Origin of the sequence: Flavobacterium filum DSM 17961, from assembly GCF_000425465.1 — a bacterium.
In the GTDB taxonomy this organism is placed as follows: Bacteria; Bacteroidota; Bacteroidia; order Flavobacteriales; family Flavobacteriaceae; genus Flavobacterium; species Flavobacterium filum.
Genome location: NZ_KE384381.1, coordinates 163,323 through 187,879, shown reverse-complemented (window position 1 = coordinate 187,879; position 24,557 = coordinate 163,323). Strand labels below are relative to the sequence as shown.

Genomic DNA, 24,557 nt, shown 5'->3' with positions numbered 1-24,557 from the left:
TTTTAAATATGAATTTAGTCATTCGAATATTAGTAACAGCCGGATTGGTAATGTTAATTGCTCATTTGTTGCCGGGGGTCAAAGTGGATAGTTTTATTCAATCCGTATATGTAGCTATCATTTTAGGTTTGTTAAATGTGTTTATCAAGCCAATCATTATCTTGTTTACTTTACCGGTTACTATTCTTACGTTAGGGTTGTTTTTATTGGTGATAAATGCTCTTTTGGTACTGTTATGTAGCAATATTGTGGGAGGATTTTATGTAGAATCATTTTGGACGGCCATGTTTTTTAGTATCATTCTCTCCATTTCTCAATCATTAGTGTATAAATTAACCGGAAAAGAAGAGCGTTAAAAACGCTTAGAATATTTTAAAATTCAATAGATTATTACTTGGTTGGGTGGTTTAAAAGTTGTACTTTTGCCACCCAATTTTAGTATGTAAACAGAAATGAATATCACAAGAACAAATGTGGACGCTTTGAATGCGGTGGTTACCGTTGAAGTTTCCAAAAATGATTATGCTTCTAAAGTAGAAAAAGTATTAGCAGATTACCGTAAAAATGCTTCCATTCCAGGTTTTAGAAAAGGAGCTGTGCCAATGAGTTTAATTCAGAAACAATATGGAAAAGCTGTGTTGTTAGAAGAAGTAAACAAAGTTTTGCAAGAAAATTTGAATAAATATTTAGTAGAGGAAAAATTAGATATTTTAGGAAATCCGCTACCAAAAGTAACCCAAGATTTTGATTGGGATAAAGAAGATTTTACGTTTGATTTTGAATTGGGATTAGCTCCTGAATTCGCAGTAGATTTATCCGCTAAAAACAACATTACATCTTTCAAAATTATTGCTGATGATAAAATGTTGAACGATCAAGTGGAGAGAATCCAAAAACAATACGGAAAATTAATTTCGAAAGATACCGTTGAAGAAGGAGACGATTTGAATGTAACGTTCACAAACGAAGCAAACGGAATCAATAATACAACTTCCATTTCTTTGGATGTTTTTAAAGATAAAAAAACTGCCAAAAAATTCATCGGAAAAAAGGTGGGAGATGTTGTGGAAGTAAATACAAAAGGCCTATTTGATGACGACCACAAGTTAATGGATTATTTGAAAGTAGATCATGATATAGTACATGGTTTAGAGGTTGAAGTAGCTGTAAAAATTGAAGGAATTACTACAAGCGAAAAAGCAGAATTAAATCAAGAATTATTTGATAAGTTGTTTGGAGAAGGAAATGTAACTTCTGTTGATGAAGTGAAAGCTAAAATCAAAGAAGATGCTGAAAAACAATTTGCTCAACAAGCCGATCAAAAATTCTTAAACGATGTAACTGAATTTTTGTTAGAAAGCACCAAATTTGATTTGCCATCTGAATTTTTAATTAAATGGCTACAAAACGCTGGTGAAAAGCCATTAACTGAAGAAGAAGCAAGAGAAGAATTTGCGAAATCTGAAAGAGGTCTTCGTTACCAATTGATTGAAGGTAAAGTAATGACAGAAAACAACTTACAAATTACATTTGATGATTTGAAAGCGTATACTTCTGAATTAATCAAGAAACAAATGGCTCAGTTTGGTCAAATGAATCCAACTCAGGAAGATATTGACGGAATCGTTGCCCGTGTACTTTCTAATCAAGACGAAGTAAAAAGATTGTCTGAACAAGTGATGAACGAAAAGATGTTAGGTCTTTTCAAAGAAAAAGTAAAAGCTAAGACAAAAGAAGTTTCTTACGAACAGTTCGTTAAAGAAATGTATGGAGAATAAGAATTTTCAAAAAAAGTAGTATCTTTGGGCGTCAAATGTAAAATTTGACGCTCTTTTACGTTTAAAAGAGCAGTTCAAAAAAGCCTATTTAAGATGAATTTCGGAAAAGAATTTAAAAAATTTGCTACCAAACACCACGGTGTGAACAGCATGTATTACGATAAAATTGTAAGCGGAATGACCCCTTACATCATTGAAGAACGTCAATTAAATGTATCGCAATTAGACGTTTTTTCTCGTTTGATGATGGATAGAATCATCTTTTTGGGAACCGGCGTTGACGATTATGTGGCCAACATTATTCAAGCTCAGTTATTGTTTTTGGAAAGTGTTGATGCTTCAAAAGACATTCAAATTTATATCAATTCTCCGGGCGGAAGTGTATATGCCGGTTTAGGGATTTATGATACCATGCAATATGTAAAACCTGATGTTGCTACTATTTGTACAGGTATGGCTGCTTCAATGGGAGCCGTATTGTTATGTGCCGGTGCTGCCGGAAAACGTTCAGCTTTACCGCATTCAAGAGTAATGATTCATCAACCATCAGGTGGGGCACAAGGTGTTGCTACTGATATGGAAATCAACTTGAAAGAAATGTTGAAGTTGAAGGATGAATTGTATCAAATTATTGCTAATCATTCCGGGCAATCTTTTGAAAAAGTGTATAAAGATTCTGAACGCGATTATTGGATGATTGCTGATGAAGCGAAAGAATACGGAATGATTGATGAAGTGTTAAGAAGAAAATAGTTTTAGGGAAAGGATTTACCAATTACCTATAACCAATTACCATAAACAATGGCAAAAGAAATGTTGGAATGTTCTTTCTGTGGAAGAAAGAAACCCGAAACAAATTTGTTAATCGCCGGAATTGATGCTCACATTTGTGATAAATGTATCGATCAGGCACACGGAATTGTTTTAGAAGAACTAAAGCAAAACAAGCATTCACATGGCTTGGGTGATTTAGTGCTCAAAAAACCGAAAGAAATCCGAGCATTTTTAGATCAATATGTGATTGGTCAGGACCAAACCAAAAAAGTAATGTCTGTTGCGGTGTATAATCACTACAAACGATTGATGCAGAAGACTCATGATGATGATGTGGAAATTGAGAAAAGTAACATCATTATGGTTGGTCAAACAGGTACGGGTAAAACGTTAGTAGCAAAAACCATTGCCAAAATGTTGAATGTGCCGCTTACGATTGTAGATGCTACCGTTTTAACAGAAGCCGGATATGTAGGAGAAGATGTAGAAAGCATTTTAACACGATTATTGCAAGTAGCTGATTATGATGTAGCCAAAGCAGAACGAGGAATCGTTTTTATTGATGAGATTGATAAAATCGCACGTAAAAGTGACAATCCTTCGATTACAAGAGATGTTTCAGGTGAAGGTGTTCAACAAGCTTTATTAAAATTATTGGAAGGGACAATTGTTAATGTTCCACCTAAGGGTGGCAGAAAACATCCCGATCAGAAGTTTATTGAAGTAAACACACAAAACATTCTTTTTATTGCCGGAGGAGCATTTGACGGAATTGAAAGAATTATTTCCAAGCGATTGAATCGTCAAGCGGTTGGATACAGTGCTTCTGCTAATACAGATCAAATTGACAAAGACAATCTAATGCAATACATCATTCCGAAAGACATCAAAGATTTTGGATTGATTCCTGAGATTATTGGTCGTCTTCCGGTGCTATCCTATATGAATCCTTTAGATAGAGAAACATTGCGTTCTATTTTAACTGAACCAAAAAATGCGTTAATCAAACAATATCAAAAGTTGTTTGAAATGGATGGTGTTGAATTTTCTATTTCTGAAGAAGCCTTAGATTATATTGTTGACAAAGCCTTAGAATACAAATTAGGTGCTCGTGGATTGCGTTCACTCTGTGAAGCCATCTTAACAGATGCCATGTATGATTTGCCAAGTTCAGACGAAAAGTCCTTACATATAGAAAAAAGCTATGCTGAACATACGTTGAACAAAAATATGCTACAACGCTTAAAGGCAGTTTCTTAAAGAAGAAAAATATTATTTACTTACACTAATCCTGAAGTTTTTACTTCGGGATTTTTTATGGGTTTACTATTTGGAATTTCTTTTTTTGAATCCACCTCACATCTACGAGGACCGCATCCTAATCTTTTTGGACCGCAGGAATAAAGGATTGTAATTAAGAAAAAGATAGCTATTTTTTTCATTTTAAATCTTTTCTACAAATTGCAATTGTAATAATTGTTCCAAATACGTTCGCTCATTTGATAAACGGGGAATTTTATGCTGCCCGCCTAATTTATCTTTTTCTTTTAACCAATCATAAAACAAATTGGTACGAGCCACATTTAGTACTAACGGATTTAACGTCATATTATTACGTCTTTTGGCTTCGTAATCTGAGTTTAAGGATTGCAAAGAGTCATCTAATACCTTTTTGAAGAAGTGTAAATTTTCAGGAGCTTTTTTGAATTCAATGACCCACTCATGTGCACCTTTTTCCTTTCCATCCATGAAAATTGGAGCTACAGTGTAATCGGTAACCTCGCATTCTGTTTCTTTACAGGCTTTTGCAAGTGCTTGATCGGTGTTTTCTACAATTAATTCTTCTCCAAAAACATTGATAAAATGCTTCGTTCTTCCGGTTACTCGAATTCGATATGGATTTAAAGATGTAAACCGAACGGTATCACCAATCATGTATCGCCATAAGCCCGAATTAGTAGTAATCACAACGGCATAATTTTTAAATAATTCTACTTCCGCTAAGCGAATAATTTTTTGTTCTGGTGTGCCAAAAGTATCCATTGGAATGAATTCATAGAAGATTCCGTAATCCAACATCAGCAATAAATCGTTGGAGTAATTCAGGTCTTGTATGGCAAAAAATCCTTCCGAAGCATTATAGATTTCATAATAATTGAAATCAGTTTTTGGAAAAAGGTTTTTATATTGTTCGCGATAAGGCTCAAAACTTACGCCACCGTGAAAATAAACTTCTGCGTTGGGCCAAACTTCCAGTAAGTTTGTTTTTCCGGTTTCTTCCAATACTTTGTTCAATAAAACCAGCATCCAAGAGGGAACACCGGCTAAACTTGTTACATCTTCATGAATGGTTTCTTGTACAATAGCCATTAATTTTATTTCCCAATCGCCCATTAGCGAAACTCGGTTACTTGGAGTGGAACTAAATTCTGCCCAAACAGGCATATTATCAATTAAAATGGCTGATAAATCGCCAAAAAAAGTATTGTTGTCTTCATATAATTCTTTGCTTCCACCCAAACGAAGACTTTTGCCTACAAACAATTGTGAATCTTCATTATTGTTCAAATATAAACTCAATAAATCTTTGCTTGCTTTATAATGACAGTTTTCGAGAGCTTCATTACTTACCGGAATAAATTTACTTTTTGCATTGGTGGTTCCACTCGATTTTGCAAACCATTTGATAGAAGTTGGCCAAAAAATATTTTGCATTCCTTTTCGGGTTTGCTCAATCATGGGTTCTAAATCTTCATACGTAGATACCGGAATTCGCTCTGAAAAGGTTTGATAATTTTTTATCGAATTGAATTCATATTGTCTGCCAATTACCGTGTTTTCCGAAATTTTCAGAAGTGAGAACAACAATTCTTCCTGTACTTCATTCGGATATTTCATAAACAATTCAATTTGATGAATCCTTTTTTTCAAAATCCATGAAGCAATTGAATTGATAATAGGTAGTGGCATTTTGATTGAGTTAAATTGTTAATAAGTGAAATTGAATTTTGAAAGAACAAAACTTACCTTTACAACTTCATCAAATGTAACGAATTTTGTGAAACAACAAAATGTAGTGTTTAAACTTTCTTTTTCATGACATACGAAGGCGTTCTAACCAAAATGCAAACCGAGTTTGGAAATCCGATTCAATATTATTTAGTATTTGAAAATAGTTTTCTCCATCTCAATCAGTTATTAGACAAAGAACTTGAAATTTCTTTTCAAGGCTACCAATGTTTGCAATGTGGTAAAAAGAAAAAAATTTTTCGTCAAGGTTTTTGTTATGATTGTTTTATGTCAAGTGCTTCTGCCGGTGATTGGATTATGAAACCCGAACTAAGCACCGCTCATTTAGATATTGAAGACCGCGATTTAGCATATGAAAAGAAAGTGCAATTGCAACCCCACATTGTTTATTTAGCTCTTTCAAGCGAAGTGAAAGTTGGCGTTACCCGAAAAACCCAAGTTCCTACCCGTTGGATAGATCAAGGTGCAGTTCAAGCGGTGCCAATTGTTGAAGTGCCAAATCGTTATTTGGCCGGAATTACAGAGGTGGCATTGAAAAATCAATATGCTGATAAAACCAATTGGCAAAAAATGTTGAAAAATGAAGTGCCCTCCGTTGATTTAGTTCAGGAACGCTTAAAGGCAGGAAATTTTCTCCCTAAAGAAGTTCAAGAATATTATGCAACCGAAACACCAAATCTTTTTGAACTTCACTATCCTGTTTTGAGTTATCCCAAAAAAGTGATGAGTTTAAACTTAGACAAATCACCTCAATATGCTGGAAAACTCTCCGGTATAAAAGGGCAATATTTACTTTTTCAAGACGGAACCGTTTTTAATGTGCGGACTTTTGAAGGCTATGTGGTGAAAATTCAAATTTAATTAATTGTCTTTTTTCTTTTTATTGAAAAGATTATTTAACCCTTCTTTTACTTTATCTTTCACAACTTCTTCAGTTTTTGCTTTCACCTCTTCTTTGGTTGCCGGAACAGATGTTTTAGTAGTATCTTTTGGATTTTTATTTTGATTCAAAAGATTAGTTAATTGATTAGTTCCTTGTTGGATTAATTTTTGTTTTTGTTGTTCTACCAATTGTTTTACTAATGTGGTAGTTGCTTGTTTCATATCAGTTGAAACGGTTGGTTTTGTAAAATTTCCACCCACTAAAGCCGTAACCGGAATATTTTGAATTTTAGCGGCATCTGAAGGGGATAGTTTTGACAATAGATTGTTAACTTCTGTACCTAAATATTTTGCAGGAACATCAAATTTAATGTTGTAGTTCATCGTTTGGTCAAAACCATGCGAACCACCAATATTTAATGTAACATCCTGGTATTTAATGTCAAATGGTTTTACATTTACTTTACCGTTTTGAAAGGATAAATTGGTTTTTAAATCATTTAAATTGATTTTTTTCAAATCAATAAAATTTATTTGGTTGTCCAATGCACTCAATAAAGTTGAATTTGAAGGGTTTACCGTTGTAGAAAGCAACTGACCCATCAAATCTCCGGTTAGTGATTTTAAATCAGGGGTCATTTCTTTTGCGTCTAAATTCCCCGAAAGTTGAATGGTTGAATTCAATTTACCGTTGATGACATTGGCAATCGGTGCGATGTTTTTCATCATATCCAATTGTGTAAATGTTTCACTAATATTTACCGATTTCAAATCTAAATTCATGGCAAAAGTCGGTACAGTTGTTTTGGTAGAAACATTTCCATTTAAACCAATTTGACCACCAAAAATGTTCGTTTTCACATTATCTAATGTCACTTTTTCATCTTTAATGGTCAACTTACCGGAAACATCTTTCAACGTTAAATTATCATATAAAACTGTATTGGCTTTTGCGTTTAAAGTTACATCTAAAAATGCCGGAATCTTCATGGCTTCACTAGGTTTCTGACCTTCTTTAGCTGGTGCCTCAGTTGTCATGAAATCTCTAATGGCTAATTGATTAGAACTCATATTGAAGTTTCCTTTCAAATTCTGATTGTTAAATAAATAACCATAGAAATTATCTAAAACACCATTTACATTGATGTCGCTTTTTCCGGTTTTAGCTTCAAATTTTTGCAAGTTTAATGTGCTTGGATTAAACAAGACAACCGCTTCATTAATATCCATTCCTTTGCCGTTTTCATCCGTATATTTAAAACCTGTTATGCTAACTAAACCGGCATTTTGAATGTTTTGATATTTTTCTTGTTCAACCGATTGCATATCAAACTTTGTAGTAACATCAGCTTTCAAAATTCCGGAAAGCGGTTTTTCTAGTTTAATTGGATACGCTTTACTGAGGTTTCCTAAATTGATGGTTCCTTTCAAAGCAGCATCAACTAAAGGATTTTCAGCAATATTTTTAATATTGGCTTTTGCATTAAAAACATCTTGGTCAATTTTAAACGATAAATTATCAATATTTACGTAGGTGTCATTCATCAAACCGGTTTCGTTTTTGATTTTTGTATCAATAATTATATTTTCAACTTTTTTAGGTAAATCAGGAAACTTGAAAGAAGCATTGTTGGAGGCAATTACTAAATTAAATTTTGGTATTGTGGTGTCAGAAAGCAATCCTTTTGCAAAACCATCAACTTTAAAATCTCCTGTAGTTTGAATTTTATCCAAATCACCTTTATAGGCAGACGGAACCAATCCTAAAAAATTTTTAAATGATGAAGTAGGGGTTTTAAACTTCAAATCATAATTTTGTCCGGCGTCAACCATTTGAATAAAACCGGCAAACTCTAATGGTAATTGATTGATTAGAGCTTTGTTGTCTTTGAACGTATATTTACTGTTGTCTAAATCTATCCCTAAAATCGCATCCAAATTCAACGATACGTTTTTCATATAATTCGTTTTATCCATATCCAAATTCAAAACAGCTTCTGTTTTTGTTACTAAATCTAACTTTGAAGCGGCAAAATTTCCTTTTCCGGTGTGGTGGATTTTATCAATTGTCATATTAATGTTTGACGATTGATCTGTAAAAGTAAATTTCAGGTTTTCAACTGAATAACTTTGAATGTTCATGGCAAAAGGCTTGTTTTCTGATGCTTTTTCCTCTTTGTCTTTTTTAAGGGCGATGTCAAAATTACCAATACCATCTTTATTAAAGATAATATTTACTAATCCGTCAACGCTGGAAAAGGATTCTAATTCCATTGGTTCGCCTTCTGATTTGAATAACTCTTTAACCGACATTTTTAAATTTAACTGTCCAGAATAAAAAAGCGTATCACCCTCAAATGGAGCTTTGTTAATGATGCTCAATTTATCGATGGTTACATTTGCTCTTGGAAAACTTTTGAAAAGACTCAAACTCACGTCATCAAATGCCACTTTTGCATCCACATTTTCGTTGATAGATTTAAGCACTAATTCTTTGATTTTGTCTTTAAATAAAAAGGGTGCTGCTGCCAATGCAATAATGGCTACTAATAAAAAAATCCCTAAACCTTTTAAAATTTTCTTAATCATTGTTTTGCTTTTTAATTTGGAGCGATGTATTATTATTGATGTGAAAGTTAGTCTAAAATCAGTTCTTCGCCTCTTGCCAAGTTAAAACGTTTTTGGAAATAAAATACTGCCAAATATAAAAAAGGAGTATCAAGAACAGCAATAAGAGCCTTAAATAAAAAACCACTTATTAACAAACTTGTAAATAAGTCCCAACTTAAAATATTAAAACTACATAGCAAAAATAATACCGCAAATGTATCTACAAACTGAGAAGTAAAGGTTGAAAAGTTGTTTCGCACCCAAAGCATTTTTCCTTTTGTTACTTTTTTCCAAAAATGAAAGATATAAATATCAATATATTGTGCGGCTAAATACGCCAACATGGAAGCTAAAACCGCTAAGGCAGTTTGTCCAAAAACTTTAGTAAAAAGACTATCGTCAACCGGTGATGATGCAATTGCGGGAGCATTGTTGGCAACATATACAATGAGTAACGAAAAAACAGAAGCAAAAATTCCGGTTGTCACTATTTGATTCGCTTTCTTTTTTCCGTAAACTTCTGAAATAATATCTGTGATTAAAAAAGTGATTGGATAGGGTAGTATTCCCACCGAAATTTCAAATCGATAAATGCCAAAAAAATCCCAATAAAAAAATTTTTGAAAAATTAAATTGGACACAACCAATGAAGCAATAAATAATGCTCCTAATGTGAAATAAATTTGATAAGCAAAGAGTTTGTCTTTAGTTTCCAATTTTTTTAACAAATGTAAGGATATTGTGCAACAACAGTTGTTAATGAAATCAAAAAAACCTGACCGTTAATAGTCAGGTTTTGTTTTCTATTGAATTTTAATTTCATAAGGCAACGAGGCTTGTATTCCCTTTTTTGCCGTTACTCTTTTTAGGATTTGAAGGGTTTGATAGGCTTCTTCTCCAATTTCTTCTTTTATCAATTTTTCTTTGTTTTTGGCAAAAGGAATTCCATTTTGATCATTCAAAAACTCCATAAAGGTTTTCTCAAATTCAGGATAGTTAACGGTTTTGTATTTTTTGATTTTTGCCAATTTAGCGGCTTCTTTCAAGGCAACATCTAATCCGCCTAATTGATCCACTAAACCATTTTGCAAAGCTTCTGTTCCAGTCCAAACTCTTCCTTGTGCAATTGCATCAACTTGTTCAAAAGTCATTTTTCTTCCGGTAGCCACGCGGTTTACAAAAACGGTATAAATGTTTTCAACCGATTCTGTAGTTACCTCTTTAAATTTTTCGTCTATCGGTTTAAATGGGCTATAACCTGCTGCATGATTGTGTGATTTTACCTGAGAAGTATTTATGCCGATTTTTTTTGACAATTCAGTCATATTGGGTAATACGCCGTAAACACCTATTGAACCTGTAATTGTGCTCGGTTCAGCAATAATTTTATCAGCATTACAAGAAATATAATATCCACCGGAAGCGGCTAAATTACCCATAGAAACCACTACCGGTTTTACTTTTTTGGTCAATTCAATTTCTCTCCAAATTAATTCAGAAGTTAAAGCACTTCCACCGGGGCTATCAACACGCAAAACAATCGCTTTTATTTTGTCATCTTCACGTGCTTCTCTTAGAGAAGTTCTCATGGCTCCTTCGCCAATGATGTTTACATCACCTTCGCCACCCATAATTTCTCCTTGAGCATAAATAATCGCAATTTTATCTTTGCTATCTACTTTTTGAGGTGTTTTAGATACATTTTTAGCATAATCTCTAATGGATATGCTGTTGTAATCTTCGTCTTTTTTAACTTTCAACGCTTTTTTGATTCCGTCATGGTATTGATCTTCGTAGCCAATTTTGTCAACCAATTTTGTGTTCTTTGCCATTTCCGGTGTTCTAGCCGCTAAATCATTCGCAATTCCATTTAATGTTTCAACGGTAATGTTTCTACTTTTTGAAATATCAGTTACAATGGAACTCCAAGCCGAATTCAATAAAGCGGTAATTTGCTCTCTATTGGCTTCACTCATTTCGTTTTCTAGGTAAGGCTCAACGGCACTTTTGTATTTTCCGTGACGAATTACTTCCATTTTTACACCTGTTTTTTCCTGAATGTCTTTAAAAAACATGATTTCAGATGAAAGTCCTTTGAAGTCCATTTCGCCCACCGGATTCAGATAAATCGTGTCGGCAACCGAATTGATATAGTATTCTTTTTGCGTAAAATAATCAGCATAAGAAACGATAAATTTTCCTGATTTTTGAAAGTCTAATAACTTATCACGCAACGCTTTTGATTGAGCCAACCCTAAACTACTGCTGCTGTTTAAAATGGAAATACCTTTAATTTTATCATCGGTTTTAGCGTTATCAATGGCGTTTAAAACATCTATAAGCCCAACCGAACTTTCTTCTGCCAGTAGTGTAACCCATGGATCTTTGAACTTTCCGGCATAATCTAAGTCAACATTTTTCATGTCTAGCACAATTACCGAGTTGGTTTCGACTTCTTTTAATTCTGAGTCACCTCCAAAGATGACTCCAACTATCATTAAACCAAAAAACAGTAACATGATAAATATAAATAATCCAACGATGGTGGCCAATACATTTCCTAAAAATTTCATATTTCGTATTTTAATTATTTCAATCTACATCAATTAGTGTGCTTTTTTTCTGTTTCGTTACACTGATTTTATTCTGTTTTAGAAACTTATTAACACAGCGTGCAAAGATACTTTATTTATGAAATAGTTTTACTTATTTTGCTTTTCTATGAATACGCAAAATCAAGTCATTTTATCTTTAGGGAGTAATTTAGGTAACCGTTTGGAAAATATACAGTTAGCTATTCAATCTTTGCATAATCAAATCGGAACCGTTATAAAAGTTTCGGCTTTATATGAAACTCCGTCTTGGGGTTTTGAAAGCGATGCGTTTTATAATTGTGCATTAATTATGCAAACGGCTAAACCGGCAGAACAACTTTTAGATGAAATTTTGCAACTTGAATTGGAGTTAGGGAGAGTGAGAAGCCAACAAGAAGGGTACAAGGCAAGGATTATTGATATTGATGTGATTGCTTTTAATGAAGAAATTATTCAGACGGATAAACTAAAAATTCCGCATCCGCATATGCAAAACAGAAAGTTTGTATTGTTGCCCATGCGTGATTTGAATTTGGATTGGCGTCATCCTATTCTACAAAAATATTTACCCGAATTAGTTGCCTTAGCAGAAGATAAAAGCCAATGTAAAGAAATTATGAAGTTGGAAACACCTCTTCAAAAAATTAATTTACAACAGTATAATTATATTGCGATTGAAGGAAATATTGGTGCAGGAAAAACAACGTTATCCACAAAAATTGCAGAAGATTTTAATGCCAAATTAGTATTGGAACGTTTTGCCGACAATCCGTTTTTACCCAAATTTTATGAAGACCAAAATCGATATGCATTTCCACTTGAAATGTCTTTTTTGGCTGATAGATACCAACAATTGACTGATGATTTAGCACAATTTGATTTGTTTAAAGATTTTGTAGTTGCCGATTATCATATTTTTAAATCGTTGATTTTTGCTAAAGTTACTTTGGCAGAAGATGAATTTCGATTGTATAAAACCATGTTTGATATTATTCATAAAGAAATGCCCAAACCGGATTTGTATGTATATCTGTATCAAAACACAGAGCAACTTTTGGAGAATATCAAAAAAAGAGGAAGAAGTTATGAAATGCAAATTCCGGCAGAATATTTAGAAAAAATCAATCAAGGTTATTTGGATTTTATCAAAACACAAACCCAACTAAATGTTCTGATTATTGATGTTTCCAATAAAGATTTTGTGAATTTTCAGGAAGATTATATTTTTATTTTGAATGAAATTCAAGCCAAGTTAGTCTAGCTATCGCAACAACGAAAAATGTCCTTTTCTTGTTGGTGTTTTTTCATCAATTTTCAAAACATACCAATAATCATCGGCAGGAAGTTTTTCACCATTCAATGTTCCATCCCATATCGATTGAGAAGGAGTAATATGACGGATAAGTTTTCCGAAACGATTAAATATTGTTATAGATGAATTAGGAAAACGGTCAAGACCTTTTACAATCAAAACATCATTAAATCCATCACCATTTGGTGTAAAAAAGGTAGGAACCAAAATCACTACAAATGGTTGTTCCGAAAAAAATCCACAGTTAAAGTTTTTTTCTCTAACATTAGCGGTATATAATCCACCTTCACTCACCGTAAAAAAGTTGGAATCTTGAAAATTTACACCATCAATAGAAAATTCAAAATCGCCATTTCCACTTATGATAATTTCTACTGTATTATTCTTAACAATCACATTTTCAATAACCGGATTATCATATTGAATAATAGTAAAATTTTTAGTAACCGAACAATTTCCGGCTGTTAGTGAAGTTATTTCAACAAAGTAATTGGCGTTATTATTTACCTGAATACTTGGTGAACTTTCTCCGGTAGACCAAAGATAAGTAGCATTTGAAACCCCGGCATTTAAGGTAATAACACTTCCTTCGCAAAGAATTACGCTTTCATCTTCAACATTTGGTAAGTCAAAAACCTGCACCTGGACCGGAATTCGATTGCCCGATAAACATCCATTATTTACAGCATCAACATAAAAAGTAGTGTCTTCTGATAAAATAGGAGTTGTAAAAGAAGTTCCTGAACCAATACTGGTTCCACCTGTTGCCGTTGCATACCAGTTAATGGTGCCAGTTGTCGTAGTTGCTAATAATGTTGCAGTATTACTACCACAAACAGTAACAGGACTAGTTGCAGTTACAATAGGAATTTGGTTAATAGTAGCTGTAACAGCAGTTCTTGTTCCGGTAGTGCAATCTGTTTCAAAAGCATCTACAAAATAGGTGGTAGTTTGTGTGAGAAGGGGAGTCGTAAAAGTAGTACCGGTTGCGATAGGTGTGCCTCCGGTTGCAGATGCATACCATTTTACAATTCCTGCCGTTGCATTAGCAGATAATGTTAAGGAGCCTTCACCACAATTACTTTGCCCAACGGTTGAAGTGATGCTTGGAATTGTAATAGTTGTGCTGGTAGAAATTTGAAGAATTGGGTCTCCGGGCATTCCACCATATTCAACAATAAAACCTTTCGGTTGATAATCTCCACTTGCTTCTCCTGTATTGGATAAATCATTCCAAGAGCCTAAAATCCCCACTCCTGGAGCGGTGATATGGGCATAGTCTTCATCGCCGGCATTATTAGGTTCACCATTATTCCAGTTGGCATAATTGGGTGTAGTTCCGTTAATGCCTCCGTTCCAAAAAATCATTCCGATTTCAGGTCCGGTCATCCATCTCCAAATGCCTTCTGTTTGCTCATCACTACCACCAATCCAACCGGCACCGGCCGACTGTTCTCCTGAAAGTTGAGCTTCATCAGGGGCAGTAATTGTCGCTAAATAGCCTTGTAAGCCATAATATGTTCGATTGGCAGCGGCTATTCTGGCATTATTCCAAGTAATCCCAATTGCCGGTACATATTCATAATAATGACCGTTTGATGGTAGGTAATTGGCTTGTCCTACCGTAATAGAAAAAGTTCTTGTACCACTTGGGTTAGGTGAAGAATTTGAAAATGATACATCTTTAATAGCGGCAACCAAGGCTGTGTAAGTTGGTTGACCGGAATTCCCCGACAAAGTAAGTTTTCCGGTTGCAGCATTCCAAGTTGTATTGATTGTTGGATGATTTCCTGTTAAGGTTAAAACATCTTGACCATTCACATAACCCGATGATATTTGAATATAAATAGCATCTATTCCGGTGTCATCTGGGTCAACAATAGTCATATCCGTTACAATTTTCATTGAAGATCCGGGACAATATATTTGTTCTCCGGTAGCACTCAAAATAGGAGCAACATTTAGTGCAAACGGTTTTTTGCTTTTTTTAGATGGTATTTCATTTTCATTTGAAAAACCAATAAATAAAAGCAATACAAATGTAAAAAAGGAGGAGTAGGTGCTAATAAAACCGTTCATTTTGTAAAAATAGGAAATAACGAACAGACGAAAGGTTGACTAAATGCTAATTTTCTCCTAAAACAATCAGTTTTTTAAAGAAATCCCATACCACAATTCCGGTACTTACTGATATATTCAAGGAATGTTTGGTGCCCAATTGCGGAATTTCAATCACACCATCACATTTTTCGATTGCTTGTTGTGATACACCTTTTACCTCGTTGCCAAAAATTAAAGCGTATTTTTTGCCTTTTTCAACCTCAAAATCATTCAACATTACAGAATTCTCAACTTGTTCGATGGCAAAAACGGAAATGTTTTCTAAATTCAATTTGACAATAACATCCAAAACATTTTTTTGATATTCCCAAGCTACTGTATCTGTTGCTCCTAAAGCTGTTTTGTGAATTTCTTTATTGGGTGGAGTAGCCGTGATACCACATAAGTAGATTTTTTCAATCAAAAACGCATCAGAAGTTCTAAATACCGAACCAATATTGTGCAAACTTCTAATATCATCTAAAACTATGATAATTGGTGTTTTTTGAGCTTGTTTAAACTCTTCAATATTTTTACGTTCCAGTTCAGAATTGGCTAATTTTCTCATCTTGCAAAAATAGGTAATGAATTTGAAATTTACATTTGATATTGAAATTGATTTTTGCTATTGTTATTGTCATTGAATTTTTATTTCTGTATTTTTGAATCCTAACCAAAATAAAAGACCTTGTCAGCAAAAGTCAACGCCGTAAAAGAACCAAAGGAAACTCCTTTAATGAAACAATACAATCAAATCAAAGCCAAATATCCTGATGCTTGTTTGTTGTTTCGTGTGGGCGATTTTTATGAAACGTTTGGTGAAGATGCTGTTCGGGCTTCGCAAATTCTTGGAATTGTTTTGACAAAAAGGGGAGCCGGCTCTGATTCAGAAACTGCTCTTGCGGGTTTTCCTCATCATTCCCTGAATACCTATTTACCAAAATTGGTCAAAGCCGGACTTCGGGTGGCGATTTGTGATCAGTTGGAAGACCCAAAAATGACCAAAACCATTGTGAAACGAGGTGTTACAGAATTAGTTACTCCCGGTGTTTCCATGAACGATGAGGTGTTACAAGCCAAATCAAATAACTTTTTAGCTTCGGTTTATTTTGGTAAAAAGCAAATTGGTGTTTCCTTTTTAGATGTTTCTACAGGCGAATTTTTAACTGCTCAAGGTAATGAAGAATACATTGATAAATTGTTGCAAAATTTTAGTCCGAGCGAAATTCTTGTGACTAAAAATCACAAACAACAATTCAAAACAGCTTTTGGTGAAGATTTTCATACCTTCTTTCTTGAAGATTGGGTGTATACTGAAGATTACGGAAATGAAGTATTAACCAAGCATTTTCAAACCAATTCACTAAAAGGTTTCGGTATTGAAGAATTGCAAGAAGGAATCGTAGCTTCAGGAGCGGTTTTGTATTATTTGTCAGAAACGCAACATAATAAAATCCAACATATTACTTCTATTCAACGCATTGCTGAAGATGCGTATGTGTGGATGGATCGTTTTACGATTCGAAATTTAGAATTATACCACAGTACTAATCCCAATGCGGTTACGTTGTTGGATGTGATAGATAAAACGCTTTCACCGATGGGTTCTCGTTTGTTGAAACGTTGGTTGGCTTTGCCTTTGAAAGATGCAGCAAAGGTTCAATCCCGTCACGAAGTGGTAACTTTTTTAAAGGAAAATTCAGAAGTTTTACAAAAGATTCAATACCAAATCAAACAAATTTCCGATTTGGAACGATTGATTTCTAAAGTGGCTACCGGAAAAGTTTCACCTCGTGAAGTAATGAATCTTTGTCATTCTTTAGATGCTATTATTCCTATCAAAACCTTGGCTTTGGCTAGTACAAATGAATCCTTAAAAGCCATCGGAGATAGTTTACATGCGTGTGATTTATTGCGTGAAAAAATCAAAACCACTTTGAATCAAGATGCTCCCGTTTCCATCAATAAAGGGAATGCTATCGCCAATGGAATTCATCCCGAATTAGATGAATTAAGAGCAATTTCTACTTCCGGTAAAGAATATTTAGAAGGAATTGAGACCAGAGAATCGGAGCGAACCGGAATATCCTCGTTGAAAATTTCGTTTAACAATGTGTTTGGCTATTACATAGAAGTTAGAAATACACACAAAGATAAAGTTCCGGCAGAATGGATTAGAAAGCAGACCTTAGTGAATGCCGAACGATACATTACGGAAGAACTAAAAGAATATGAAACCAAAATTCTAGGGGCAGAAGACAAAATTTATCAATTAGAATCGCAATTATTTGAACAATTAGTGATTTGGATTGGTACCTACATCAAACCGGTTCAATTGAATGCCGCTTTGATTGCTCAATTGGATTGTTTGAACTCATTCACGCAATTAGCCATTGAAAATAATTATGTACGCCCAATTTTAGATGATTCGTTTGAATTAGAAATTACTAACGGTCGTCATCCTGTCATTGAAAAACAATTGCCGGTTGGTGTTCCCTATATTGCCAATGATGTTTTTTTGGATCGAGATTCGCAACAAATTATTATGATTACCGGCCCGAATATGTCTGGTAAATCCGCAATTTTGAGACAAACGGCGTTGATTGTACTGTTAGCTCAAATGGGAAGCTTTGTTCCGGCAGAAGCAGTGCGAATGGGAATTGTCGATAAAATATTTACTAGAGTTGGAGCGAGTGATAACATTTCGATGGGCGAATCGACGTTTATGGTGGAGATGAATGAAACCGCTTCCATTTTGAATAACATTTCTGAACGAAGTTTAGTTTTGTTGGATGAAATTGGTCGCGGAACCAGTACGTATGACGGAATTTCCATTGCATGGGCGATTGCCGAATATTTGCACGAACATCCTAACCGACCAAAAACCTTGTTTGCTACACATTATCACGAGTTAAACGAAATGGAAGTTACATTTGGACGCATTCAAAATTTCAATGTTTCGGTTAAAGAATTGAAAGATACCGTTTTGTTCATCCGAAAATTGGTAAAAGGCGGCACAGAGCATAGTTTTGGTATTCACGTAGCCAAAATGGCGGGAATGCCACAAACGGTGATTAAAAAAGCCCAAAAGATTTTAAAGAAATTAGAGAAAAATCATTCGAGTGAAGAATTATCCGGTATCAAAGCCTCGAAGGATGAAATGCAATTGAGTTTTTTCAATTTGGATGATCCGTTGTTGGAAGAAATCAAAGAAGAAATTTTAAATATCGACATCAATACCTTCACTCCGGTGGAAGCGTTGATGAAATTGAATGAAATCAAGCGAATGTTAACTAAAAAATAAACGCTATCGAATTAACTTTCAAAACATTAGTTTTTGAAGTAAATTTTTTTCCAAAAAACACTTGTAAAAGTAAATATTTATAGTACATTTGCATCCGCATTGCTCAACAAGTAGTGTTGTTCTTTAAAAAAACCTGTACGCGAAAATAGCTCAGTTGGTAGAGCACGACCTTGCCAAGGTCGGGGTCGCGGGTTCGAGTCCCGTTTTTCGCTCTACTATCACATAATGCTCGAGTGGTGGAATTGGTAGACACGCTGGACTTAAAATCCAGTGAACAGTAATGTTCGTGCGGGTTCAAGTCCCGCCTTGAGTACAAAAGCTTCATTTGTTTTTCAGATGGAGCTTTTTTTATATTCAAATTTGCCCAAATTTTATTCTTTCATATTAATTCTGCCTAAAAGAAAAAAAGGCACAAAGATTTTTAATAAGTTAAATGCTGATTTTTTTTCAAGTTAATAAAAAATATTTTAAGCTCGTTATTAGTTGAATAATTTCAAAATGATTAATCTGTAAACTGTAACTGTAACTGAAACTGAAAACAAAATTTAGAATATTTTTCGTTTCCTTCACTTTAAAGCAAAAAAAATCCCGAACTAGTCGGGATGATTTTTCTGTTAGCTTGTTACTAATTATTTAGTAGCAGGAGCAGCAGCTTCAGTAGCAGCAGCTTCAGTAGCAGCAGCAGCAGAGTCAACAACTGGAGCAGCTTCTTCAACAACCTCAGGAGCAACTTCTTCAGTTACTACTTCTTCAGTTACTTCAGCTTCTTTTTCTTTACAAGATACTACTGTTAAAGCAGCAACAAATACTAAACTTAAAATTACTTTTTTCATCTTACTAAATTATAAAAGGTTAATTATTAATTCGAGGCAAAGATATAAATTTTTTGATTCAACAAAATATTTTTACTAAAAAAAATAAAAAAAAATAAAACCACTGAATTTCAAACGTTTGAATTCGCTTTTTTGTGTAAAATTTAGTGTGAAAACCCTATTTTTTTGTGGGTATTATTATAATCTTATTTTTTCTTTTTCTTTTTTTGTTTCGGATGAACAATTTTCATCTCTTCAATGAGGTGTTTTGCTCCTGCATATTTATCTACAACAAACAAAACATAACGAATATCAACCATAATATTTCTACAAATGGCCGGATCATAATAAATGTCACTCATGGTTCCTTCCCAAACGCGGTCAAAGTTTAATCCGATTAGGTTTCCATGTGCATCAATTGCCGGACTACCTGAATTTCCACCCGTCGTGTGATTAGTACCAATGAAGTTCACCGGAAGTTTTCCGTTTTCAGCATATGGGCCAAAATCTTTATTATTGTATAGCTCAATTAATTTTGGCGAAACATCAAATTCATAATCGCCCGGAATGTATTTTTCCATCACTCCTTCTAAATACGTCACTGGGCTATAATAAACGGCATCGCTTGGTGCATAACCTTTCACTTTTCCATACGTTACACGTAACGTAGAATTGGCATCCGGGAATATTCGAGCTTCTTTCGGACTCAATTCCAAAATTCCTTTCATGTACGTGCGTTGCAAAGCCGTATTTTTTAAATTGATTTCGTCATATTTTGGTAATACATTTTTATTATAAGCTTCCGTTAGCATTTTTACAAAAGCAAATCCGTTATCATTGTTTAATTTTTCAAGAACCGTTTTGGCATCTCCGGCAAGTAAATCTTTAAAACCATTGTAGCTTGTTAGTTTTGAAGTTTTAAAAATTTCTGCGGTTTTAGCTTTTAAATCTTGATTGAATAAACCTTCTGGTAAAAATTCTTTAGGCGATTTTGTAGCATATAACTCAATTAATTGTTCCATTACTTTTTCATCCACCATCGGATTGAAGTCTTTGTACATTTCTTCAAAGGCAGAAATAAAGTTTTCTTTTCGATCATTAAATGCTTTTTCACCTCTTGAATTATATAGGTTTTCCAATTGTACTAATCGATAACCAAAGCTCAATATTTCTGTGTTTCGCATGACTACTTCCATAAAATAGTCACGGCTCAATGCATATGGAGCAATGTCTTTATAATTTTTTTCAAATTCTGAAAGTAAATTGCCATATTCTGCTTGCTTTCCGGCTTTAGCAACTTTATTCATGAAATCTTTTTCAAACTCTTTTTTGATTTGAACCGCATTAGATTTTTTTAATCCTTTGGTTTCACCAATCCATTTTTTCCAGTAATTAGCAACAGATGCATATTTTGCCGCATATTGAATTTTGATGGCTTTGTCTTTTCGCATGAATCCGTCTTGCACTTTCAAAGCAGCATCACGAACTTCAATCTTAGCAGGATTTAATTCATTTACAATTTGTTCTACAGCAACTGCCGGTAAATATTCTTGTGTTCTTCCGGGAAAACCAAAAACCATGGTGAAATCATTTTCTTGAACACCATCAATGGAAACAGGAAAATAATGTTTTGGTGTATATGGCACATTGTCTTTTGAATAAGCAGCCGGACGATTGTTTTTATCAGCGTAAATTCTGAAAAGTGAAAAATCTCCCGTATGACGAGGCCAAACCCAGTTATCAGTATCAGAACCAAATTTTCCTATGGAGGAAGGCGGAGCACCCACCAAACGTACATCTTTATAAGTTTCAACTACAAACCAGATGTATTGATTGCCATCATAAAACGTCCTGATTCGGTTTTCTTGCCAACTTTCTTTCGGTAGTGAATTGGTTAAAGCTGAAATGTTATCTTGAATTTTCTTTTGTTTATCCGCTTCGTTTGTAAGCGATTGAGTATTTTCTAATACTTTAGCCGTAACATCTTCAATTTTTACAATAAAAGTAACCACTAAATCTTCATTTGGCAATTCGTCTTCAAGTCGCATGGCCCAAAAACCATTTTCCAAATAATCATGTTCAACTGTAGAATGCGATTGAATTTGTCCGTAACCACAATGGTGATTGGTCAATAATAAACCTTTTGGTGAAATGACTTCTGATGTACAACCGTTGTTGAAATGCGGTACGGCGTCTTTCATACTTGATTTGTTGACGTCGTAAATATCTTTAGCCGACATTTTCATGCCGAGTGATTTCATTTCTTTTTCGTTCATTCCTTCCAAAAGTGACGGAATCCACATACCGCCTTGTTGGGCAAATGCAGAAAAAGAAAGAAACAGGATGAGTAAGCGTAAAAATTTCATAATGAGTTGTTTAGTATGTTTTTATTGTACGGTGTATTTGAATAATTTTCGTTTATGTTCTTCGAAATCGTTTGCAATATACAATTTTTGAGCAGCATGATTGTGAGGTTCGACTTCTAAATAAATGATTTTTAACGATAATTTATGAGCTTCTTGACGAATGAAATGCAGCGTTTGTTTGCCAAAACCCTTTCCTTGAGCAGATTTTTTGATGTATAATTCGTCTAAAAAAGCAATTCTTCCTTGGTATTCAAAACTAAAAACAAAAGTGAGAATAGCATAGCCAACAATTTCATTTTCATCAAAAATTAGCCAAGCTTTTCCAAGATTTTCATTTTCGATGAATTGATGAAAGAGTTTTGTGGATGTTTCGATTTCAAAAGGATAATGGTCGATGGCATAAAATTCCTCCAACATTTGAAGGATTTTGTCAATATCTGAGACGGATAATGGTTTAAAGGTTGTCATTATCAATATGATTTAAAATAACCTCGGTAGCACCTTTGTTCATTTGCACGAAAGTACCGCAAATATGACCTTTTTCGTGTCGAATATCATCATTGGAAAGTAAAGTCGAAATCGTTTCATTCAATTCATTTTGATTGGAAATAGAAACGCAACCTTCCATATTTACTAAAGCTATTGCCTCAGCAAAATGAGCATAATTTGGTCCGATAACGATGGGAATACCAAATGTTGCCGGTTCTAAAATATTGTGCACACCGGGATTTCCAAATCCGCCGCCAACGTAGGAAATGTTAGCGTATGAATAAATTTTTGTTAGAAGTCCAATCGTGTTGATGATGAAAACATCATATTCCCGTAGGGACAGGTCGCGACCTGTCCGTAAAGCATCCGAATAATCCGAAAATAAAATCGATTTTTTTGTAATCGATTTTTGCAATTCCAAAATTTGTTCCGGTTTGATATTGTGCGGAGCAATGATGAATTTTACCTTTTCAGTTGAATTATTTATAAAATTTATCAATAATTCTTCGTCTTTTGGCCACGAACTTCCTATGACGATAGTTGTTGTGTTATCTTTGAATTCTTCAATAAAATCTAACGAATTATCTCTTTCTAAAATAGAAACTACACGATCAAATCGAGTATCTCCGGATATTTTTACGTTTTGATAGTCAAGCGATTGCAATAGTTTTTTTGAGGATTCGTTTTGCACAAAAAAGTAGTCAAATGTTTTTAAACAATTTCGATAAAATCCGCCATACCATTTAAAAAAGACTTGATTTTCTCTCAGAATTCCTGAAATTAGATACGTTTTTATTTGCCTTTTTTTGAGTTCATGGAGGTAATTTGGCCAATATTCATATTTGATAAAAAACACCATTTTTGGATGAACTAAATCTAAAAATTGTTTGGCGTTTTGTTTCGTATCCAAGGGTAAATAAATCGTTACATCAGCAATCGAATTGTTTTTTCTCACTTCAAAACCGGAAGGCGAAAAAAATGTCACTATCAATTTATGGTTGGGGAATTTGGTTTTGATTTTTTCCATTACCGGAATGCCTTGCTCAAACTCGCCCAAAGAAGCTGCATGAAACCAAATTGTTTTGTCTGTTGAAGAAATTTTCTGTTTAATTTGATCAAAAACAGTTTTTCGTCCTTCTACAAAAAGTTTCATTTTTGGATTGAAAACAGCAATGATTTTCAATACAAACCCAACAAAATGAACCAATAAATTATATAAAAAAAACATAGAATATAAATTGTGTCGCTAAAATACATCACTTTACAGAATTTTCATTGTTATAACTGCTTAAATAATTACTTTTGTTCTATGATTTAGGTTTTTGACCTTACTCTTTTAAAATTAAACACTATTACAATGCGTAAACTCCAAATGGTTGACTTAAAAAGTCAATATGATAAAATTAAATCTACAGTTGATGCTTCTATTCAAGAAGTTTTAGATACGACAACCTACATTAACGGACCAAAAGTTCATGAATTTCAAAAAAGTTTAGAAGAATATTTAGGTGTGAAGCACGTAATTCCATGTGCAAATGGAACGGATGCTCTTCAAATTGCCATGATGGGACTTGGGTTACAACCCGGTGATGAAGTGATAACTGCCGATTTCACGTTTGCTGCTACAGTAGAAGTAATTGCTTTATTGCAATTAACTCCCGTTTTAGTTGATGTGGATATGGTAAACATGAATATTTCGATTGAAGCAATCAAAAAAGCAATTACACCAAAAACGAAAGCAATTGTTCCTGTTCATTTGTTCGGAAGAGCAGCTAATATGGAAGCCATTATGCAAATTGCTAACGAACATAATTTATTCGTCATTGAAGATAATGCCCAAGCTATTGGAGCGAATTGTCGCTTTTCAGATGGAACAAAAAAGAAAGCAGGAACAATTGGTCATGTTGGAGCAACTTCTTTTTTCCCTTCTAAAAATTTAGGTTGTTATGGTGATGGTGGAGCAATATTTACCAATGATGACGAATTAGCTCACACCATTCGAGGAATCGTAAATCACGGAATGTATGTGCGTTATCACCATGATGTTGTTGGAGTTAATTCTCGTTTGGATAGTATTCAAGCAGCGGTTTTAAATGCAAAATTACCGTTGTTAGACAATTATAATGTGGCTCGTCAAAATGCGGCAAGAAGTTATTCAAAAGCGTTTGAAGGTCATAAAAATATCATCGCTCCAACTATCTGTGATGTTTGTGATTGCCATGTTTTTCATCAATATACATTGCGAATAATCGATGCGGATAGAAATGCCTTGATGGATCATTTGCAAAGCAAAGGAATTCCTTGTGCGATTTATTATCCGATTCCGTTACATGCACAAAAAGCATATGCGGATGTTCGATACAAAGAAGAAGATTTTCCGGTTACCAATCAATTGGTAAAAGAAGTAATTTCATTGCCAATGCATACCGAATTAGATGCTGAACAAATTAAATATATAACCGATTCAGTTTTAGAATTTTTTAATTAATGCTATCAACCCATTACC

General features: G+C 34.0%; 19 protein-coding genes and 2 tRNA genes. 10 read left to right on the top strand and 11 right to left on the bottom strand.

Features of this window, described 5'->3' with window-relative positions:
* Positions 1-8: 8 nt before the first annotated feature.
* The 4 genes from H601_RS0113830 (at position 9) to clpX (ending at position 3,812) form a co-directional block, all read left to right on the top strand.
* A complete protein-coding gene (locus tag H601_RS0113830) occupies positions 9-356 on the top strand; it encodes a phage holin family protein (protein WP_026712041.1) in 348 nt (115 codons plus the stop codon).
* 96 nt (positions 357-452) lie between these two features.
* Positions 453-1,778: a trigger factor gene (gene tig / locus H601_RS0113825; protein WP_026712040.1), complete on the top strand. Its 1,326-nt coding sequence runs from the start codon at positions 453-455 to the stop codon at positions 1,776-1,778.
* A 93-nt stretch (positions 1,779-1,871) separates the two neighbouring features.
* On the top strand, positions 1,872-2,531 hold the full coding sequence (gene clpP, locus H601_RS0113820) for an ATP-dependent Clp endopeptidase proteolytic subunit ClpP (protein ID WP_026712039.1): 660 nt from the start codon (positions 1,872-1,874) through the stop codon (positions 2,529-2,531).
* 48 nt (positions 2,532-2,579) lie between these two features.
* On the top strand, positions 2,580-3,812 hold the full coding sequence (gene clpX / locus H601_RS0113815; protein WP_026712038.1) for an ATP-dependent Clp protease ATP-binding subunit ClpX: 1,233 nt from the start codon (positions 2,580-2,582) through the stop codon (positions 3,810-3,812).
* 20 nt (positions 3,813-3,832) lie between these two features.
* On the opposite strand, the gene H601_RS16565 is transcribed toward clpX, so the two are convergent.
* Positions 3,833-3,994: a hypothetical protein gene (locus H601_RS16565; protein ID WP_156900417.1), complete on the bottom strand. Its 162-nt coding sequence runs from the start codon at positions 3,992-3,994 to the stop codon at positions 3,833-3,835.
* A 1-nt stretch (position 3,995) separates the two neighbouring features.
* Positions 3,996-5,522, bottom strand: a complete 1,527-nt coding sequence (locus tag H601_RS0113805) for a GH3 auxin-responsive promoter family protein (protein WP_026712037.1) — start codon at positions 5,520-5,522, stop codon at positions 3,996-3,998.
* Positions 5,523-5,648: 126 nt separating this feature from the next.
* Between H601_RS0113805 and H601_RS0113795 the strand changes: the two genes are divergently transcribed.
* Positions 5,649-6,443: a DUF2797 domain-containing protein gene (locus tag H601_RS0113795; protein WP_026712036.1), complete on the top strand. Its 795-nt coding sequence runs from the start codon at positions 5,649-5,651 to the stop codon at positions 6,441-6,443.
* Here the strand turns inward: H601_RS0113795 and H601_RS0113790 are convergent, their stop codons facing one another.
* The 3 genes from H601_RS0113790 to sppA all read right to left on the bottom strand — a co-directional run bounded on the left by H601_RS0113790 (position 6,444) and on the right by sppA (position 11,647).
* Positions 6,444-9,053: an AsmA-like C-terminal region-containing protein gene (locus H601_RS0113790; RefSeq protein ID WP_026712035.1), complete on the bottom strand. Its 2,610-nt coding sequence runs from the start codon at positions 9,051-9,053 to the stop codon at positions 6,444-6,446.
* Positions 9,054-9,100: 47 nt separating this feature from the next.
* Positions 9,101-9,790 carry a queuosine precursor transporter gene (locus H601_RS0113785; protein WP_026712034.1) on the bottom strand — a complete coding sequence of 230 codons (690 nt, stop codon included), beginning with the start codon at positions 9,788-9,790 and terminating at the stop codon, positions 9,101-9,103.
* Positions 9,791-9,877: 87 nt separating this feature from the next.
* The gene (sppA, locus tag H601_RS0113775; protein ID WP_026712033.1) at positions 9,878-11,647 is read right to left on the bottom strand and encodes a signal peptide peptidase SppA; all 1,770 of its coding nucleotides are present in this window, start codon (positions 11,645-11,647) and stop codon (positions 9,878-9,880) included.
* A gap of 148 nt (positions 11,648-11,795) precedes the next feature.
* Between sppA and folK the strand changes: the two genes are divergently transcribed.
* Complete coding sequence (folK, locus tag H601_RS0113770) at positions 11,796-12,929, top strand: 2-amino-4-hydroxy-6-hydroxymethyldihydropteridine diphosphokinase (RefSeq protein WP_026712032.1); 1,134 nt, start codon at positions 11,796-11,798, stop codon at positions 12,927-12,929.
* On the opposite strand, the gene H601_RS0113765 is transcribed toward folK, so the two are convergent.
* Positions 12,930-15,059 (bottom strand): Ig-like domain-containing protein, encoded by a 2,130-nt coding sequence (locus H601_RS0113765; protein ID WP_051220767.1) that lies wholly within the window; start codon positions 15,057-15,059, stop codon positions 12,930-12,932. It abuts the gene before it with no gap.
* A gap of 46 nt (positions 15,060-15,105) precedes the next feature.
* Positions 15,106-15,648 (bottom strand): RNA methyltransferase, encoded by a 543-nt coding sequence (locus H601_RS0113760; protein WP_026712030.1) that lies wholly within the window; start codon positions 15,646-15,648, stop codon positions 15,106-15,108.
* A gap of 168 nt (positions 15,649-15,816) precedes the next feature.
* On the opposite strand from H601_RS0113760, the gene mutS reads away from it, so the two are divergent.
* From mutS to H601_RS0113740, 3 genes are all read left to right on the top strand, one after another.
* The gene (gene mutS, locus H601_RS0113755; RefSeq protein WP_156900425.1) at positions 15,817-18,384 is read left to right on the top strand and encodes a DNA mismatch repair protein MutS; all 2,568 of its coding nucleotides are present in this window, start codon (positions 15,817-15,819) and stop codon (positions 18,382-18,384) included.
* A gap of 139 nt (positions 18,385-18,523) precedes the next feature.
* Positions 18,524-18,596: transfer RNA gene (locus tag H601_RS0113745), tRNA-Gly, on the top strand.
* A 15-nt stretch (positions 18,597-18,611) separates the two neighbouring features.
* Positions 18,612-18,697: transfer RNA gene (locus H601_RS0113740), tRNA-Leu, on the top strand.
* Between the two features lie 316 nt (positions 18,698-19,013).
* Here H601_RS0113740 and H601_RS0113735 read toward each other — a convergent pair.
* The 4 genes from H601_RS0113735 to H601_RS0113720 all read right to left on the bottom strand — a co-directional run bounded on the left by H601_RS0113735 (position 19,014) and on the right by H601_RS0113720 (position 23,279).
* Entirely contained in the window at positions 19,014-19,217 is a 204-nt protein-coding gene (locus H601_RS0113735; RefSeq protein ID WP_026712028.1) for a hypothetical protein, read from the bottom strand.
* Positions 19,218-19,402: 185 nt separating this feature from the next.
* A complete protein-coding gene (locus H601_RS0113730) occupies positions 19,403-21,562 on the bottom strand; it encodes a S46 family peptidase (RefSeq protein ID WP_026712027.1) in 2,160 nt (719 codons plus the stop codon).
* A gap of 21 nt (positions 21,563-21,583) precedes the next feature.
* Positions 21,584-22,030 (bottom strand): GNAT family N-acetyltransferase, encoded by a 447-nt coding sequence (locus H601_RS0113725; RefSeq protein ID WP_026712026.1) that lies wholly within the window; start codon positions 22,028-22,030, stop codon positions 21,584-21,586.
* The gene (locus tag H601_RS0113720; protein ID WP_026712025.1) at positions 22,017-23,279 is read right to left on the bottom strand and encodes a 3-deoxy-D-manno-octulosonic acid transferase; all 1,263 of its coding nucleotides are present in this window, start codon (positions 23,277-23,279) and stop codon (positions 22,017-22,019) included. The genes H601_RS0113725 and H601_RS0113720 overlap by 14 nt, the downstream gene beginning before the upstream one ends.
* Before the next feature lie 129 nt (positions 23,280-23,408).
* Between H601_RS0113720 and H601_RS0113715 the strand changes: the two genes are divergently transcribed.
* Positions 23,409-24,539 carry a DegT/DnrJ/EryC1/StrS family aminotransferase gene (locus H601_RS0113715; protein ID WP_026712024.1) on the top strand — a complete coding sequence of 377 codons (1,131 nt, stop codon included), beginning with the start codon at positions 23,409-23,411 and terminating at the stop codon, positions 24,537-24,539.
* Positions 24,540-24,557: the final 18 nt, after the last annotated feature.

What these genes read in the sequence shown, in the direction of transcription:
- H601_RS0113730 (WP_026712027.1), bottom strand. Translation starts at nt 21,562, where the DNA reads ATGAAATTTTTACGCTTACTCATCCTGTTTCTTTCTTTTTCTGCATTT.
- tig (WP_026712040.1), top strand. Translation starts at nt 453, where the DNA reads ATGAATATCACAAGAACAAATGTGGACGCTTTGAATGCGGTGGTTACC.
- H601_RS0113720 (WP_026712025.1), bottom strand. Translation starts at nt 23,279, where the DNA reads ATGTTTTTTTTATATAATTTATTGGTTCATTTTGTTGGGTTTGTATTG.
- sppA (WP_026712033.1), bottom strand. Translation starts at nt 11,647, where the DNA reads ATGAAATTTTTAGGAAATGTATTGGCCACCATCGTTGGATTATTTATA.
- clpX (WP_026712038.1), top strand. Translation starts at nt 2,580, where the DNA reads ATGGCAAAAGAAATGTTGGAATGTTCTTTCTGTGGAAGAAAGAAACCC.
- clpP (WP_026712039.1), top strand. Translation starts at nt 1,872, where the DNA reads ATGAATTTCGGAAAAGAATTTAAAAAATTTGCTACCAAACACCACGGT.
- folK (WP_026712032.1), top strand. Translation starts at nt 11,796, where the DNA reads ATGAATACGCAAAATCAAGTCATTTTATCTTTAGGGAGTAATTTAGGT.
- H601_RS16565 (WP_156900417.1), bottom strand. Translation starts at nt 3,994, where the DNA reads ATGAAAAAAATAGCTATCTTTTTCTTAATTACAATCCTTTATTCCTGC.
- H601_RS0113715 (WP_026712024.1), top strand. Translation starts at nt 23,409, where the DNA reads ATGCGTAAACTCCAAATGGTTGACTTAAAAAGTCAATATGATAAAATT.
- H601_RS0113805 (WP_026712037.1), bottom strand. Translation starts at nt 5,522, where the DNA reads ATGCCACTACCTATTATCAATTCAATTGCTTCATGGATTTTGAAAAAA.
- H601_RS0113790 (WP_026712035.1), bottom strand. Translation starts at nt 9,053, where the DNA reads ATGATTAAGAAAATTTTAAAAGGTTTAGGGATTTTTTTATTAGTAGCC.
- H601_RS0113760 (WP_026712030.1), bottom strand. Translation starts at nt 15,648, where the DNA reads ATGAGAAAATTAGCCAATTCTGAACTGGAACGTAAAAATATTGAAGAG.
- H601_RS0113725 (WP_026712026.1), bottom strand. Translation starts at nt 22,030, where the DNA reads ATGACAACCTTTAAACCATTATCCGTCTCAGATATTGACAAAATCCTT.
- H601_RS0113830 (WP_026712041.1), top strand. Translation starts at nt 9, where the DNA reads ATGAATTTAGTCATTCGAATATTAGTAACAGCCGGATTGGTAATGTTA.
- H601_RS0113735 (WP_026712028.1), bottom strand. Translation starts at nt 19,217, where the DNA reads ATGAAAAAAGTAATTTTAAGTTTAGTATTTGTTGCTGCTTTAACAGTA.
- H601_RS0113765 (WP_051220767.1), bottom strand. Translation starts at nt 15,059, where the DNA reads ATGAACGGTTTTATTAGCACCTACTCCTCCTTTTTTACATTTGTATTG.
- H601_RS0113795 (WP_026712036.1), top strand. Translation starts at nt 5,649, where the DNA reads ATGACATACGAAGGCGTTCTAACCAAAATGCAAACCGAGTTTGGAAAT.
- mutS (WP_156900425.1), top strand. Translation starts at nt 15,817, where the DNA reads ATGAAACAATACAATCAAATCAAAGCCAAATATCCTGATGCTTGTTTG.